Origin of the sequence: Pseudomonas sp. MM211 (genome assembly GCF_020386635.1) — a bacterium.
In the GTDB taxonomy this organism is placed as follows: Bacteria; Pseudomonadota; Gammaproteobacteria; order Pseudomonadales; family Pseudomonadaceae; genus Aquipseudomonas.
In genome coordinates this window covers 938,474-952,875 of the sequence record NZ_CP081942.1, presented here as the reverse complement: position 1 = coordinate 952,875, position 14,402 = coordinate 938,474, and the positions used below count along the sequence as shown (strand labels likewise).

The following is a 14,402-nucleotide window of genomic DNA, read 5'->3' as shown; positions in this document are numbered from 1 at the left end:
AGGATTCATGGAGCTGCGTCATCTGCGTTACTTCGTGGCCGTTGCCGAAGAGCTGCATTTCGGCCGCGCCGCCGAGCTGCTGGGCATTTCCCAGCCACCGCTGAGCCAGCAGATACAGGCGCTGGAACAGGAACTCGGGGTGCGTCTGTTCGAGCGCAGCAACCGCCATGTGGCGCTCACCGACGCCGGGCGACTGTTTCTCGAGGAGACTCGCCAGACCCTGGCCCAGGTCAGCAAGTCGGTGGATGTGGTGCGCCGCGCCGAACAGGGTGAGATCGGCGAGCTGCAGATCGGTTTCACCGCATCGGCGCCGTTCGTGTCGATCATCCCGCGGGCGGTGTTCGCCTTTCGCCAGGCGTTTCCAGCGGTGCATCTCAACCTGCAGGAAATGACCAGCCGCCAGGTCTGCCAGGCACTGCTGGAAAAGAAACTGCAGATTGGCATGATTCGCCCGCTGGAGCTGCCCGCCGAGCTGGACGCGGTGGAGCTGCTCAGCGAGCCGCTGGTGGCGCTGCTGCATGCGGGGCATCCGCTGGCTGGCGAGCAGGATCGCGGCTTGGCCTTGGCGGAGCTGGCTGATGAGCCCTTCGTGTTCTTCCCGCGTAGTTACGGCAGCGGCCTGTACGGCCAGTTGTTCAACCTGGCGCGGCAGGCCGGGTTCAGCCCGCGGATCACCCAGGAGGCACACGAAGCATTGACCATCATCGGGCTGGTGGCCGCAGGCCTTGGTGTGTCCGTGCTGCCGGCCTCGTTCCGACGCATCCGCATCGATGGCGTGGTGTTCCGCACCCTGATCGATGCCGATGCCACCACAGCGGTATGGCTGGTCAAGCGCCGCCAGGAGCGCTCGCCGCTGGCGCAGGCTTTTATCGATCTGCTGACCAGGGAAGTACAGACGCGCAAATAGCTGGGGCTCAATGGCTTTTGGTAGCCCGGGTCGAGCGCAGCGACACCCGGGAAAAGGTACCTGGGTATCGCTGCGCTCAACCCAGGCTACGGGGCGTCGTGATTCAAGCGCTGGCGTTCTTGTCCAGCTTGCGCAGGAATACGCTCATTTCCTTTTCCGCCTGCTTGTCGCCTTTGGCCTGTGCGGCTTGCAGGCCGCTTTGCCAGGCGCTGCGGGCGGCGTCCGGGTTGCCGGCGGCCTGGTGGGCTTTGCCGAGCAGTTTCCACGCGGCCGAATACTGCGGGTCGTGTTCCACGCAGCGCTGCAGGTGCTCGGCGGCCTTCGCGGCCTCGCCGGCATCCAGGTAACCCTTGCCCAGGCCGAAGCGCAGCAGCGAGTTATCCACACCCTTGGCGAGCATCTTTTCCAGTGCGTCGGTGCTCATTGTCGAGGCTCCTTAGAAGAACGTCAGACCGACCTGGAACAGCCGTTCCACGTCGCGAATGTGCTTCTTGTCCATCAGGAACAGGATCACGTGGTCGCCGGATTCGATCACCGTCACGTCATGGGCGATCAGCACTTCTTCGTCGCGGATGATCGCGCCGATGGTGGTGCCCGGTGGCAGCGAGATGTCCTTGATGGCCTTGCCGACCACCTTGCTCGAGCGCGCGTCGCCGTGGGCGATGGCTTCGAGGGCTTCGGCGGCGCCGCGGCGCAGCGAGTGCACGCTTTCGATATCACCACGACGCACGTGGGTCAGCAGGCTGCCGATGGTCGCCAGCTGCGGGCTGATGGCGATGTCGATCTCGCCGCCCTGAATCAGGTCGACGTAGGCCGGGTTGTTGATCAGCGTCATCACCTTGCGCGCACCCAGGCGCTTGGCCAGCAGCGAGGACATGATGTTGGCTTCGTCGTCGTTGGTCAGGGCCAGGAAGATGTCGGCGTCCTTGATGTTCTCTTCCACCAGCAGGTCGCGGTCGGAGGAGCTGCCCTGCAGCACGATGGTGCTTTCCAGGTTCTCCGAGAGGTAGCGGCAGCGCGCCGGGTTCATCTCGATGATCTTCACCTGATAGCGGCTTTCGATGGCTTCGGCCAGGCGTTCGCCGATATGCCCGCCGCCGGCGATCACCACGCGCTTGTATTCGTTCTCGGCGCGGCGCATCTCGCTCATTACCGCACGGATATCGGCCTTGGCGGCGATGAAGAACACTTCGTCGTCGGCTTCGATCACCGTATCGCCCTGGGGCATGATCGCCCGATCGCGACGGAAGATTGCTGCTACACGGGTGTCGACCTTGGGCATGTGCTCGCGGATCTGCTTGAGCTGCTGGCCGACCAGCGGGCCGCCGTAATAGGCCTTCACCCCGACCAACTGCGCCTTGCCGCCAGCGAAGTCGATGACCTGCAGGGCGCCGGGGTATTCGATCAGGCGCTTGATGTAGTTGGTGACGACTTGCTCGGGGCTGATCAGTACGTCGACCGGGATCGCTTCATTGTTGAACAGCGCTTCGCGGGTCAGGTAGGCCGCTTCGCGGACACGGGCAATGCGCGTCGGCGTGTGGAACAGGGTGTAGGCGACCTGGCAGGCGATCATGTTGACTTCATCGCTGTTGGTCACCGCCACCAGCATGTCGGCATCGTCGGCACCGGCCTGGCGCAGCACGGTCGGGAACGAACCCTTGCCCTGCACGGTACGGATGTCGAGGCGGTCGCCAAGGTCGCGCAGACGATCACCGTCGGTATCCACCACGGTGATGTCATTGGCTTCGCTGGCCAGGTGTTCGGCCAGCGTGCCGCCGACCTGGCCGGCGCCGAGGATGATGATCTTCATCGGGTTGCTCCAGCAGCTGCGATCTTGATCAGCTTGGCATAGTAGAAACCGTCGTGGCCGTCCTGCTGGGCGAGCAGTTGCCGGCCGTGGGGCTGCTGCAGGCCGAAGGGGCCGGCAATGTCGAGTTCACGGGCGCCTGGCGTACGTTCGAGGAACGCGCCGATAACTTCGGTATTTTCCGTCGGCAGGGTCGAGCAGGTGGCGTAGAGCAGCATGCCGCCGACTTCCAGGGTGGGCCACAGCGCGTCGAGCAGTTCGCCCTGCAGTTTGGCCAGGGCCGGGATGTCGTCGGGCTGACGGGTCAGTTTGATGTCCGGGTGGCGACGGATCACACCGGTGGCCGAGCAGGGCGCATCGAGCAGGATGCGCTGGAACGGCTTGCCGTCCCACCAGGCAGCCGTATCGCGGCCATCGGCAGCGATCAGCGTGGCATCGAGCTGCAGGCGGTCGAGGTTCTCGCGCACGCGCACCAGGCGCTTGGCTTCCAGATCCACGGCAACCACTTCGGTAAGCGCTGGCTCGGCCTCGAGCAGGTGGCAGGTCTTGCCACCGGGAGCGGCGCAGGCGTCCAGTACGCGTTGGCCGGGCGCCAGTTGCAGCAGCTCGGCGGCCAGTTGTGCGGCTTCGTCCTGCACGCTGACGTGGCCCTCGGCGAAGCCCGGCAGCAGGGTCACGTCACAGGCCTGCAGCAGGCGGATGCCATCGCGGCTGAAGACACAGGGCTCGGCTTCGAAGCCGGCCTGGCGCAGCCGGGCGAGATACTCATCACGGCTGCCGTGGCGACGGTTGACCCGCAGGATTAGCGGCGGATGGGCGTTATTGGCCGCGCAGATCGCCTGCCAGTGTTCGGGCCAGAAGGCCTTGAGCTGTTTTTGCAGCCAGCGCGGATGCGCGGTGTGCAGCACCGGGTCGCGATCCAGTTCTTTGATCAGGCTCTCGCTGTCGCGCTGGGCGTTGCGCAGTACGGCATTGAGCAGACCCTTGGCCGAGGTCTTCTTCAGCTTATCGACGCAGCCGACGGTCTCGCCGATGGCCGCATGGGCGGGAATGCGTGTGTAGAACAGCTGATAGAGGCCGATCAGCAGCAGGGCTTCGAGGTCGCGATCGCCATCCTTGAAGGGTTTGCGCAGTAGCTTGTCGGCGATCAGCGCCAAGCGTGGCTGCCAGCGCGCTGCGCCGAAGGCCAGATCCTGGGCGAGGCCGCGGTCGCGTGCCTCGACCTTGTCGAGCAGCGGCGGCAAGCTGCTGCCCAGCGAGGCCTTGCCTTCGAGTACCGTCGCCAGGGCGCGGGCGGCCGCCAGCCTGGGGTTCATACCAGCACCGTGCCGACGGCGAACTGCTCGCGGCGGCTGTTGTACAGGTCGGCGAAGTTCAGCGCTTTGCCGCCGGGTAATTGCAGGCGAGTGAGCCGCAGGGCGCCGTTACCGCAGGCAACGGTCAGGCCGTCCTTGCTGGCGGCGAGGATTTCACCGGGCTGGCCCTGGCCCTCACCGATGCTACCGGCCAGCACCTTGAGCGGCGCCTCGTTCAGGGTGCTGTGGCAGATCGGCCAGGGGTTGAAGGCGCGGATCAGCCGTTCCAGCTCTTCGGCGGGGCGTGCCCAGTCGAGGCGCGCCTCGTCCTTGTTCAGTTTGTGGGCGTAGTTGGCCAGGGCATCATCCTGCACTTCACCCATCAAGGTGCCACTGGCCAGACCGGCGATGGCTTCAATCACCGCAGGCGGGCCGAGCTCGGCGAGGCGATCATGCAGGCTACCGCCGGTGTCGTCGGCAGTGATCGGCGTACGTACCTTGAGCAGCATCGGCCCGGTATCCAGGCCGGCTTCCATCTGCATCACGGTGACGCCACTTTCTGCATCGCCAGCCTGTACCGCGCGCTGGATCGGCGCGGCGCCGCGCCAGCGGGGCAGCAGGGACGCGTGGCTGTTGATGCAGCCGAAGCGCGGGATATCGAGCACCACCTGCGGCAGGATCAGCCCGTAGGCGACCACCACCAGCAGATCCGGTGCCAGCGCGGCCAGCTCGGCCTGTGCCGCGGCGTCACGCAGGCTCGGCGGTTGCAGCACGGGAATGTCGTGTTCCAGGGCAAGCTGCTTGACCGGGCTGGGCATCAGTTTCTGCCCGCGGCCCGCAGGGCGATCCGGTTGGGTGTACACCGCGAGGATCTGGTGCGGCGTGTCGAGCAGCGCCTTGAGGTGGGCGGCGGCGAATTCCGGGGTGCCGGCGAATACGATACGCAGAGCTTCGGTCATGGTGTCTCGCGGTTGCTGGGAAGCGCTGGCCTGGCCGTGCGTCTCACCTGAAAAAGAAAAGGCTCGCGAAGCAAGCCTTTGGGTTGAATGCAATCAATCTTGCTGGCGATGCAGCTTTTCCAGCTTCTTCTTGATGCGGTCACGCTTGAGCGTAGACAGGTAGTCGACGAACAGCTTGCCGTTGAGGTGATCGCACTCGTGCTGGATGCACACGGCCAGCAGGCCTTCAGCGATCATTTCGAACGGCTTTCCGTCACGATCCAGCGCGTTGATCTTCACTTTCTGCGGGCGGTCGACGTTCTCGTAGAAGCCGGGCACCGAGAGGCAGCCTTCCTGGTACTGGTCCATTTCCTCGGTGAGCGATTCGAATGCCGGGTTGATAAACACCAGCGGTTCGCTCTTGTCTTCGGACAGATCCATGACGACCACGCGCTTGTGCACGTTCACCTGGGTCGCGGCGAGGCCGATACCGGGGGCGTCATACATGGTTTCGAACATGTCGTCGATCAGCTGGCGCAGGGCGTCATCGACCACGTCCACCGGTTTGGCGATGGTACGCAGGCGTGGATCGGGAAATTCGAGGATGTTTAAAATCGCCATATGCGTTTGTGATGCACTTGTGGAATAAATTCAAAATCCGCTGCTAAGATGGCGGCAGCATCGAAAAACGGCTTCACGCCGCGGTTTTACTGGGTTCTGTCGCGGCGCTAGGGCGCTTCACGCGAAGCCACATAATAAAGGGATTCACCGCATGAGGAAATCACTACTCGCCCTGTTGCTGGTCGCTGCTAGCGGCCTGGCGCACGCCGAGGTGCAGCTCAAGGAAGGCCACCCCGACCGTTACACGGTCGTGAAAGGCGATACCCTCTGGGATATTTCCGGCAAGTTTCTGCGTCAGCCCTGGAAATGGCCGGAAATCTGGCACGCCAATCCGCAGGTGGAAAACCCGCACCTGATCTACCCGGGCGACCTGCTGAGTCTGGTTTATATCGACGGTCAGCCGCGTCTGATGCTCGGTCGTGGCGAATCGCGCGGCACCATCAAGCTGTCGCCGAAAGTGCGCAGCACGCCGATGGCTGAAGCCATTCCGACCATTCCGCTGGAGGCGATCAACAGCTTTCTGCTGAAGAACCGTATCGTCGATACCCCGGAAGAGTTTCAGCGCGCACCTTATATCGTCGCCGGCAATGCCGAGCGTGTGGTCAGTGGTGCCGGTGACCGCGTTTACGCGCGCGGTAGCTTCGACCCGGACGCGCCGGTGTACGGCATCTTCCGTCAGGGCAAGACGTACACGGATCCGGATACCAAGGAATTCCTCGGTATCAATGCCGATGACATCGGTGGCGGTGAAATCGTTGCCGAGGAAGAGAACGTCGGTACCCTCAACCTGACCCGTACCACGCAGGAAGTGCGTAACGGCGACCGTCTGTTCGCTACTGAAGAGCGGGCCATCAACTCGTCGTTCATGCCCAGCGAGCCGACCACGGAAATCAAGGGCCTGATCCTCGATGTGCCGCGTGGCGTCAGCCAGATCGGTCAGTTCGACGTGGTCACCCTGAACAAGGGCGCCCGCGACGGCCTGGAGATCGGTAACGTGCTGGCCGTCTACAAGACGGGCGAAACCGTGCGTGACCGGGTTACCGGTGAGTCGGTGAAGATCCCTGACGAGCGAGCCGGTCTGCTGATGGTGTTCCGCACCTACGAGAAGCTCAGCTACGGCATGGTTCTCAATGCCTCGCGGCAGTTGGCAGTGATGGACAAGGTTCGCAACCCGTAACATCAAACCAGCCCCGCTTCTGCGGGGCTTGTGTTTTCTACTCCCGCCGCTTTGGCGGCGCGACCGATCAAGGATGATCAGCCATGTCGCAATTCCCCCGTGCATTGTCTCCCGCCGAACTTGAAGCCCGCCTGCGCCTGCATTGTCTGCCGGAGTTGGGGCCGAAGCGTTTCCACAAACTGCTCAGTGCGTTCGACAGCGCGTCTGCTGCGCTGAGCGCGCCGGCGACTGCCTGGCGCTCGCTTGGATTACCCGTGGCGTGTGCAGAGGCGCGGCGCAGCCCACAGGTGCGCGAGCGGGCGCGGCTGAGTCTGGAGTGGTTGCAGATACCGGGTCAGCAGGTGCTGATGTGGGATGACCCACATTATCCTGCCTTGCTGGGAGAAATCCCCGACGCGCCGCCGTTGCTATTCGTTGCCGGCGACCCGGCGCTGCTGGAGCGCCCGCAACTGGCCATGGTCGGCAGCCGCCGGGCGTCAAAGCCAGGCCTGGATACTGCGCACAGCTTCGCCCGCAGTCTGGCCCGTGGTGGTTTCGTGATCACCAGCGGGCTGGCGCTGGGCATCGATGGCGCAGCGCATCAGGGCGCACTGGATGTCGGCGGGCACACCATCGCCGTGCTCGGTACGGGTTTGCAGTGCCTGTATCCGGCCCGCCACAAGCGTCTGGCTCAGGACATCATCGAGCGGGGCGGGGCACTAGTCTCGGAACTGCCGCTGGATAGTCCACCCCAGGCCAGCAACTTTCCGAGAAGAAATCGGATAATTTCCGGCCTTTCATTGGGCGTGCTGGTGGTCGAAGCCAGCCCGTCGAGCGGCTCGTTGATCACCGCGCGCCTCGCGGCAGAGCAGGGCCGCGAGGTGTATGCGATTCCCGGCTCCATTCATCATCCGGGCGCCAAGGGTTGCCATCAGTTGATTCGTGACGGCGCTACCCTGGTGGAAAGCATCGACCACATTCTCGAAGCTTTACGCGGCTGGCAGGCATCCAGTGCTGAGCATTTGGCGGTTGCCGAGGCTGCCCCGCAGCCGCCAGCCCACCCGCTGCTGGCGTTGCTGCACGCCGCGCCCCACAGCAGTGAAGCATTGGCCCACTCCAGTGGCTGGGCGCTGCCCGAGGTGCTTGCCGCGTTGACCGAGCTGGAGCTGGACGGGCGCGTTGCCTGCGAAGCCGGGCTTTGGGTGGGCTGCAAGGCGTAATACACTGCGCCCCAGTGTTTTCCGGGGGAGATATCCATGATCACCAGTTGGCAGGTTCAGCAGGCAGCGCGTGTGGTTCGTGCCGGGGGCGTTATCGCCTATCCGACCGAAGCGGTCTGGGGGCTTGGCTGCGATCCCTGGGATGAAATGGCGGTGGATCGCCTGCTGGCGCTGAAGGAAAGGCCCGTGCGCAAGGGGCTGATTCTGGTGGCCGACAACATCCGCCAGTTCGACTTCCTGCTCGAGGATCTGCCCGAGCTCTGGCAGGGCCGCCTGGCCAGCACCTGGCCTGGCCCGAATACCTGGCTGGTACCGCATCAGAATCGCCTGCCGGAGTGGATCACCGGTGAGCACGACAGCGTTGCCTTGCGGGTTAGCGATCACCCGCGGGTACGCGAGCTGTGCGCCCTGACCGGGCCATTGGTCTCGACCTCCGCGAACCCCGCCGGCCGCCCGGCTGCGCGCTCGCGGTTGCGGGTTGAGCAATACTTTCCAAGGCAGCTGGACGCGGTGCTGGGCGGTGCCCTGGGCGGGCGCCGCAACCCCAGCGTGATTCGCGATCTGGTGACCGGCGACGTGCGTCGCCCGGCCTGATTAAAAAGCACCCGGGCGCGTTCTCTCTCATGCTCCCGGACGTTGGATTTGGTGGGCTAAAGCCCACCCTACGCCACGCGCACATGCCCTGTAGGGTGGGCCGGGCGGCGATCCGCTTCAGCCCACCGATTGGTCGCATCATTGCTCGCTTGCGGGGACGCAGAGCGCCCCTGAAGCTGAGCGTAGGGAGCGATTCGATGCCACCCCTACAGATCCCATGGCCGGGGTTTCAGGGCAACAGAATGGTCGAGCCGGTGGTCTTGCGGTCACTCAGTAGCGTCTGCGCCGTAGCAGCCTCGCTGAGCGGATAACGCTGGGCAATATCCACGTCGAGTTTGCCCTTGGCGATCATGCCGAACAGCTCATCGGCCATCTTCTGCAGGTGCTTTGGCGTGTCGGCATAGCTGGCCAGGGTTGGGCGGGTGACATACAGCGAACCCTTTTGCGAGAGGATGCCCAGATTGACCCCGGTCACCGCGCCGGACGCATTGCCGAAGCTGACCAGCAGGCCGCGCGGTGCCACGCAGTCGAGCGAGGTTTCCCAGGTGTCCTTACCGACGCCATCATAGACCACCGGGCATTTCTTGCCGTCGGTCAGCTCCAGCACGCGCTGGGCAACGTTTTCATGGCTGTAGTCGATGGTCGCCCAGGCGCCCTGTTGCAGGGCGCGCTCGGCCTTCTTGGCAGAGCTCACGGTGCCGATCAGCTTGACGCCCAGGGCCTTGGCCCACTGGCAGGCGAACGAGCCGACGCCACCTGCGGCAGCGTGGAACAGAATGATGTCGCCGCTCTTCAAATCGGCGGTCTGGCGCAGCAGGTACTGCACGGTCAGGCCCTTGAGCATAACCGCTGCAGCCTGTTCGAAGCTGATGGCGTCGGGCAGCTTGACCAGCTTTTCCGCTGGCAGCACGTGCAGTTCGCTGTAGCCACCCAGTGGCCCGGTGGCGTAGGCCACGCGGTCGCCGACCTGGAAGTCCTTAACCTCGGAGCCGATCGCATCGACGAAACCGGCACCCTCGGTACCCAGGCTGGACGGCAGCGAAGGCGGCGCATACAGACCATTGCGAAAGTAGGTATCGATGAAATTCAGGCCGATGGCCTGGTTGTGCACACGCACCTCGTGGGGGCCAGGGGCGGCGGGCTGGTAGTCGACGTATTCGAGTACCTCGGGGCCACCGTGGCGGCTGAACTGGATGCGTTTGGCCATCGTCTTGCTCCTGCGTGAAGGTGAGTGCAGATAGACCCCGAATCCACCGGGGCGTTGAACGGTTTTTTCTACAGCGGTCGAACGTCGCATCTGTCGTTGACCGGCGTCAACTGCAGAGCGCCGATACCCGGTGATATGCTGGCCGCCGATTTCACCCGACGTACGTGACACAAGGTGCCCCCGTGAGTAACCAGACCGAGGCCGTAAAAGCCTACCTGCTCGACCTGCAAGACCGTATCTGTGCCGCCCTGCAAGCCGAGGATGGCCAGGGCCACTTCATCGAAGACGCCTGGCAGCGTCCGGGCGGTGGCGGCGGGCGTACGCGGGTGATCGGCGACGGCGCGGTGATCGAGAAGGGCGGGGTGAATTTCTCCCACGTGTTCGGCGACAGCCTGCCGCCGTCGGCCAGCGCCCATCGTCCGGAGCTGGCCGGGCGTGGTTTCCAGGCGCTCGGCGTGTCGCTGGTGATCCACCCGCACAATCCCCATGTGCCGACTTCTCACGCCAACGTGCGTTTCTTCAGTGCCGAGAAGGAAGGCGAAGAGCCGGTCTGGTGGTTCGGCGGTGGCTTCGACCTGACCCCCTATTACGGCAACGAAGAGGACTGCGTGCACTGGCACCGGGTCGCCGAGCAGGCTTGTGCGCTTTTCGGCGCCGACGTCTATCCGCGCTACAAGGCCTGGTGCGACCGCTACTTCCATCTCAAGCACCGCGGTGAACCGCGTGGCATCGGTGGGCTGTTTTTCGATGATCTCAACGAGTGGGATTTCGACACCTGCTTCGCTTTCATCCGCGCCATCGGCGACGCCTACATCGAGGCTTACCTGCCCATCGTGCAGCGCCGCAAGGCCATGCCCTTCACCCCGGCGCAGCGTGAGTTCCAGGAGTATCGTCGCGGCCGCTACGTGGAGTTCAACCTGGTCTACGACCGCGGCACCCTGTTCGGTCTGCAGTCGGGTGGACGCACCGAGTCGATCCTCATGTCGCTGCCGCCGCAGGTGCGCTGGGGCTACGACTGGAAAGCCCAGCCGGGCAGCGAGGAAGCACGCCTGACCGAGTATTTCCTGACCGACCGTGATTGGCTGAACGACCAGAACCAGGCTTGAAGGTCGGCGCAAAAAGCTTCAGGCTTGCCGCCTTTGGCTTTTGCGCACGGAAATTTTCATGGATCGCTACGGTGTATTCGGCAACCCCATCGGCCACAGCAAGTCGCCGCTGATCCACCGCCTGTTCGCGGATCAGACCGGCCAGGCGCTGAGCTACGAAACACTGCTGGCGCCGCTGGATGATTTCGCAGGCTATGCCCGGGCCTTTTTCGCTGAGGGCCGTGGCGGCAACGTGACCGTGCCGTTCAAGGAGCAGGCCTACGCCCTCGCCGACAGCCTGACTGAGCGCGCCCGCCGTGCCGGTGCGGTGAATACCCTGAAGAAGCTCGAGGATGGCAGCTTGCTCGGTGACAACACCGACGGTGCCGGCCTGGTGCGTGATCTGACCGTGAATGCCGGCATCGACCTGCGCGGCAAGCGCATCCTGCTGCTCGGCGCCGGTGGTGCAGTGCGCGGCATTCTCGAACCTTTTTTGGCGCAGCAGCCGCAGACCCTGGTGATTGCTAACCGCACGGTGGAAAAGGCCGAGCAACTGGCCCGCCAGTTCGCTGACCTCGGCCCGGTGGTGGCTAGTGGTTTCGACTGGATCGATGCGCCGGTGGATCTAATCATCAACGGCACGTCCGCCAGCCTGTCCGGCGAGCTGCCACCGATCGCCGCCAGCCTGATCCAGCCGGGCCATACCTGCTGCTACGACATGATGTACGGCGCCGGGCCCACCGCCTTCAATCGCTGGGCCACGGAGCAGGGCGCTGCACGTACTCTCGATGGCCTCGGCATGCTGGTCGAGCAGGCCGTGGAAGCCTTCCACCTATGGCGCGGCGTACGTCCGGACAGCGCACCGGTCCTGGCCGAGCTCCGCCGCCAACTGGCTGCGTAGCACCACGCCCCGCCGCCGGTTTTTGCGTCTGGAGCAAGGCAGAAGCGGCCGGTGGATGCAGAGCTTTCTTTTTGTAGGAGGGGCTTTAGCCGCGAGCTCTTCACGCCTAGACAGGCACAATCGCGGCTAAAGCCCCTCCCACAAAAGCAGCAGCGCCCGATGACCGCTTCCGCCGTGATTCAGCCGGTCTGCCTCGTCCTTCCCTGGATCTTCGCTGGCGAGCTGCTTTCTCAGAAGCTATAGCGCGCCGTCAGCTTGAAATTACGCGGGTCGCCGTAGATGTCGTACGGGCTCCAACCGCCGTTGGCCACGCTGCTGTAGTAGGTACGGTCGAACAGGTTGTTGACGTTGACCTGCAGATCCAGCTGTTCGCTGGCCTTGTACCCGGCCACCAGGCCGACCACGGTGTAGGAACCCTGCTGGTTTTTCCAGGCGCTGGCACCGGTGCCACCCGAGGTGCGGATGCGGCTCTGCTGGTAGACATCGCCGCCAATGCGCCAGCGCTGCAGCTCACCGGGCAGGGTGTAGAGGGTCGACAGCTTGAACAGTTGGCGCGGTTTCTTGCGGTCGAAGTCTTCGCCTTCCCGGGCTGCGTTGGCGTCGCTGACGTATTGGGTCTGGGTATAGGTGTAACCGGCGGCGAGCTGCCAGTTGTCGGTCAGGGCACCCTGGATTTCCATGTCGATGCCGCGGCTGCGTACCAGGCCGGAAGCCTCGTAGCAGGCACTGGCGGGGCCTGAGCCGCACCCTTTGAAATCGGTCAGCTCCTGGGCGCGATTCTTCTGGTCGATTTGGAAAACAGCCAGGCTGGCGTTCAGTGCGCCACCAAAGTATTCGCCCTTGAGGCCGACTTCGTAGTTCTCACCCACTATCGGGGCGATCACCTTGCTGTCCAGGCCCTTGCTGTTCTGTGGTTTGAAGATATCGGTGTAGCTGACGTAGGCCGAGTGATTGGCATCCAGGTCGTAGACCAGGCCGGCATAGCGGGTCAGGTTGCGGGTGACCTTGTAGTTACCTTCGCTGTTTTCGCGGTCTTCGAGTTCGTACCAGTCGAGACGGCCGCCGAGAATCAGCGCCAGTGGTTCGCTCAGGCGCAGGCGGGTGCTGGCGTAGACGCTGTCCTGAGTGGTGGTCTCTGGAAGGCCGTAGCTGCCGGTGACGTAGTCCGGCTTGGCATGCGCACCTGGGTGCCACTCGAAGGGGTTGCTGCCCGCGTCGATGAAATCGCTCCAGGCCTTGCCGGAACGATAGTCCAGCTGGCGCTTGCTGACGCCTAGGGTCAGGTCGTGCTCTTGCCCGAGCAGCTGGAAGGGGCCGCTGAGCGCCAGGTCGTAGCCGGTTTCCTTCTGTTCCATGGCTTCCGTCCACAGATAGTGGCGGTCGTATTCCCATACCGAAGAGGCCAGCACGTCGGTGTCGGTTTTCGACTGCATGGCGGCCAGGCGCAGTTTCCAGTCGTTGGCGAAGGCGTGCTCCAGAGTGGCGAAGTAGCCGGTGGTGCGGTTGTCCGAGTACTCCCAGTCATGACCCAGGAAGGTGTCCCGTGGCAGTCCCAGATGACCGCCGCCACGGGCCATGGGCAAGCCGCCCCAGATGTAGTTGGTATGGTTCTTCTGCCGGTAGGCTCCGAGCGTCAGGGTGGTGCTGTCGCTGAGGTCGGCGTCGACCACGCCGTAGAACAGGTCGTGATCGTGTTCGACCGAATCACGGAAGCTTTTGGCGTCTTGCCGGGAGATCACCGTACGGGCGCGCAGGGTGCCGTTTTCATTGAGCGGGCCGCCGACATCCAGGGTGCCGGTGTAATCGTCCCAACTGCCGGCACTGCCGGTGAGCGTGCCCTGGAATTCATGGGTCGGACGCTTGCGCACCAGGTTGATGGCGCCAGCGGGGCTGCCAGAGCCCTGGGCCAGGCCAGTGGCACCGCGGACGATTTCCACCCGGTCATACATGGCCAGGTTGGCTTCGCCGCTGGGCAGGTAGGTCAGGAAGCTGGTGGGAAAACCATCGTACATGATGTTATCGACGTCGAAGCCACGGGCACTGAAACTCGGACGGCCGACGCCGCCGGAGCCGTTGAGGAAGATGCCCGGCGTGCTCTGGATCACGTCACTGATGCTGGTCATGGCCTTGTCGTCCATGCGCTTGCGCGTGACCACGCTGACCGACTGCGGCGTTTCGCGCAGGCTCAGGGGCAGTTTGGTGGCCGTCTGCATGGAGCCAGTGGTGTAGGAGCCGCTGTTCTCGGTGGTCGACGCCAGGCCTTGCCCGGTGATGCTGGTCGCGCCCAGCTCCAGGCTTGCGCCCGCTTCCTGCGGCGTCAGCAGGTACAGGCCGTTACCCTGCGGTGCAGCCTGCAGACCGGTGCCCTGCAGCAGTTGCCGCAGGCCGCCTTCCACGCTGGTGGCGGCGTTCAGGCCCGGGCTGCGTAACCCTTCCACCAGGCCCGGTTCGATGGGCAGGGTGATGCCTGCCTGACTGGCGAAGTCGGAAAGGGCACTGCTGAGGTTACCGGCCGGTACCTGATAGGCACGGCTCTGTTGGGCTGCCTGCTCGGCGGCTTGCAGCGAGGCCGCAGTCAGGCTGCCGCCTGCGATGATCAGACCCAGTGCGGCAGCGTGTACCGCCCGTGCCAGTGGTTGCATGCCCTGCGTCGTCGCCATGTTTCCGTCCC

At 64.2% G+C, this 14,402-nt stretch carries 13 protein-coding genes; 6 read left to right on the top strand and 7 right to left on the bottom strand.

What is annotated here, in order from left to right; all coding sequences use genetic code 11:
• Positions 1 to 7 precede the first annotated feature (7 nt).
• On the top strand, positions 8 to 907 hold the full coding sequence (locus K5Q02_RS04255) for a LysR family transcriptional regulator (RefSeq protein ID WP_225836709.1): 900 nt from the start codon (positions 8 to 10) through the stop codon (positions 905 to 907).
• 103 nt (positions 908 to 1,010) lie between these two features.
• Here the strand turns inward: K5Q02_RS04255 and K5Q02_RS04250 are convergent, their stop codons facing one another.
• The 5 genes from K5Q02_RS04250 to def form a co-directional block, all read right to left on the bottom strand.
• Positions 1,011 to 1,331, bottom strand: a complete 321-nt coding sequence (locus tag K5Q02_RS04250) for a tetratricopeptide repeat protein (RefSeq protein WP_225836708.1) — start codon at positions 1,329 to 1,331, stop codon at positions 1,011 to 1,013.
• A 12-nt stretch (positions 1,332 to 1,343) separates the two neighbouring features.
• Positions 1,344 to 2,717 carry a Trk system potassium transporter TrkA gene (gene trkA / locus K5Q02_RS04245; protein ID WP_225836706.1) on the bottom strand — a complete coding sequence of 458 codons (1,374 nt, stop codon included), beginning with the start codon at positions 2,715 to 2,717 and terminating at the stop codon, positions 1,344 to 1,346.
• The gene (gene rsmB, locus K5Q02_RS04240) at positions 2,714 to 4,030 is read right to left on the bottom strand and encodes a 16S rRNA (cytosine(967)-C(5))-methyltransferase RsmB (protein WP_225836704.1); all 1,317 of its coding nucleotides are present in this window, start codon (positions 4,028 to 4,030) and stop codon (positions 2,714 to 2,716) included. Before rsmB ends, trkA begins: the two co-directional genes overlap by 4 nt.
• The gene (gene fmt / locus K5Q02_RS04235; protein ID WP_225836702.1) at positions 4,027 to 4,968 is read right to left on the bottom strand and encodes a methionyl-tRNA formyltransferase; all 942 of its coding nucleotides are present in this window, start codon (positions 4,966 to 4,968) and stop codon (positions 4,027 to 4,029) included. Before fmt ends, rsmB begins: the two co-directional genes overlap by 4 nt.
• 93 nt (positions 4,969 to 5,061) lie before the next feature.
• On the bottom strand, positions 5,062 to 5,568 hold the full coding sequence (gene def, locus K5Q02_RS04230; protein WP_225836700.1) for a peptide deformylase: 507 nt from the start codon (positions 5,566 to 5,568) through the stop codon (positions 5,062 to 5,064).
• Between the two features lie 151 nt (positions 5,569 to 5,719).
• Here def and K5Q02_RS04225 point away from each other — a divergent pair, with 151 nt between their 5' ends.
• From K5Q02_RS04225 to K5Q02_RS04215, 3 genes are all read left to right on the top strand, one after another.
• The gene (locus K5Q02_RS04225; protein WP_225836698.1) at positions 5,720 to 6,745 is read left to right on the top strand and encodes a LysM peptidoglycan-binding domain-containing protein; all 1,026 of its coding nucleotides are present in this window, start codon (positions 5,720 to 5,722) and stop codon (positions 6,743 to 6,745) included.
• 83 nt (positions 6,746 to 6,828) lie between these two features.
• A complete protein-coding gene (gene dprA / locus K5Q02_RS04220) occupies positions 6,829 to 7,944 on the top strand; it encodes a DNA-processing protein DprA (protein WP_225836696.1) in 1,116 nt (371 codons plus the stop codon).
• A gap of 36 nt (positions 7,945 to 7,980) precedes the next feature.
• On the top strand, positions 7,981 to 8,538 hold the full coding sequence (locus K5Q02_RS04215; RefSeq protein ID WP_225836694.1) for an L-threonylcarbamoyladenylate synthase: 558 nt from the start codon (positions 7,981 to 7,983) through the stop codon (positions 8,536 to 8,538).
• A gap of 229 nt (positions 8,539 to 8,767) precedes the next feature.
• On the opposite strand, the gene K5Q02_RS04210 is transcribed toward K5Q02_RS04215, so the two are convergent.
• Entirely contained in the window at positions 8,768 to 9,745 is a 978-nt protein-coding gene (locus K5Q02_RS04210) for an NADPH:quinone reductase (protein ID WP_225836692.1), read from the bottom strand.
• A gap of 182 nt (positions 9,746 to 9,927) precedes the next feature.
• Here K5Q02_RS04210 and hemF point away from each other — a divergent pair, with 182 nt between their 5' ends.
• Positions 9,928 to 10,851 (top strand): oxygen-dependent coproporphyrinogen oxidase, encoded by a 924-nt coding sequence (gene hemF / locus K5Q02_RS04205; RefSeq protein WP_225836690.1) that lies wholly within the window; start codon positions 9,928 to 9,930, stop codon positions 10,849 to 10,851.
• Positions 10,852 to 10,909: 58 nt separating this feature from the next.
• Positions 10,910 to 11,731 carry a shikimate dehydrogenase gene (gene aroE, locus K5Q02_RS04200; protein WP_225836688.1) on the top strand — a complete coding sequence of 274 codons (822 nt, stop codon included), beginning with the start codon at positions 10,910 to 10,912 and terminating at the stop codon, positions 11,729 to 11,731.
• Between the two features lie 230 nt (positions 11,732 to 11,961).
• Here the strand turns inward: aroE and K5Q02_RS04195 are convergent, their stop codons facing one another.
• Positions 11,962 to 14,391: a TonB-dependent siderophore receptor gene (locus K5Q02_RS04195; protein ID WP_225836686.1), complete on the bottom strand. Its 2,430-nt coding sequence runs from the start codon at positions 14,389 to 14,391 to the stop codon at positions 11,962 to 11,964.
• Between the last annotated feature and the right edge of the window lie 11 nt (positions 14,392 to 14,402).

Coding starts and splice junctions, on each gene's coding strand:
- K5Q02_RS04250 (WP_225836708.1), bottom strand. CDS start 1,331: ATGAGCACCGACGCACTGGAAAAGATGCTCGCCAAGGGTGTGGATAAC.
- trkA (WP_225836706.1), bottom strand. CDS start 2,717: ATGAAGATCATCATCCTCGGCGCCGGCCAGGTCGGCGGCACGCTGGCC.
- aroE (WP_225836688.1), top strand. CDS start 10,910: ATGGATCGCTACGGTGTATTCGGCAACCCCATCGGCCACAGCAAGTCG.
- K5Q02_RS04255 (WP_225836709.1), top strand. CDS start 8: ATGGAGCTGCGTCATCTGCGTTACTTCGTGGCCGTTGCCGAAGAGCTG.
- K5Q02_RS04225 (WP_225836698.1), top strand. CDS start 5,720: ATGAGGAAATCACTACTCGCCCTGTTGCTGGTCGCTGCTAGCGGCCTG.
- K5Q02_RS04195 (WP_225836686.1), bottom strand. CDS start 14,391: ATGGCGACGACGCAGGGCATGCAACCACTGGCACGGGCGGTACACGCT.
- rsmB (WP_225836704.1), bottom strand. CDS start 4,030: ATGAACCCCAGGCTGGCGGCCGCCCGCGCCCTGGCGACGGTACTCGAA.
- fmt (WP_225836702.1), bottom strand. CDS start 4,968: ATGACCGAAGCTCTGCGTATCGTATTCGCCGGCACCCCGGAATTCGCC.
- K5Q02_RS04210 (WP_225836692.1), bottom strand. CDS start 9,745: ATGGCCAAACGCATCCAGTTCAGCCGCCACGGTGGCCCCGAGGTACTC.
- def (WP_225836700.1), bottom strand. CDS start 5,568: ATGGCGATTTTAAACATCCTCGAATTTCCCGATCCACGCCTGCGTACC.
- dprA (WP_225836696.1), top strand. CDS start 6,829: ATGTCGCAATTCCCCCGTGCATTGTCTCCCGCCGAACTTGAAGCCCGC.
- K5Q02_RS04215 (WP_225836694.1), top strand. CDS start 7,981: ATGATCACCAGTTGGCAGGTTCAGCAGGCAGCGCGTGTGGTTCGTGCC.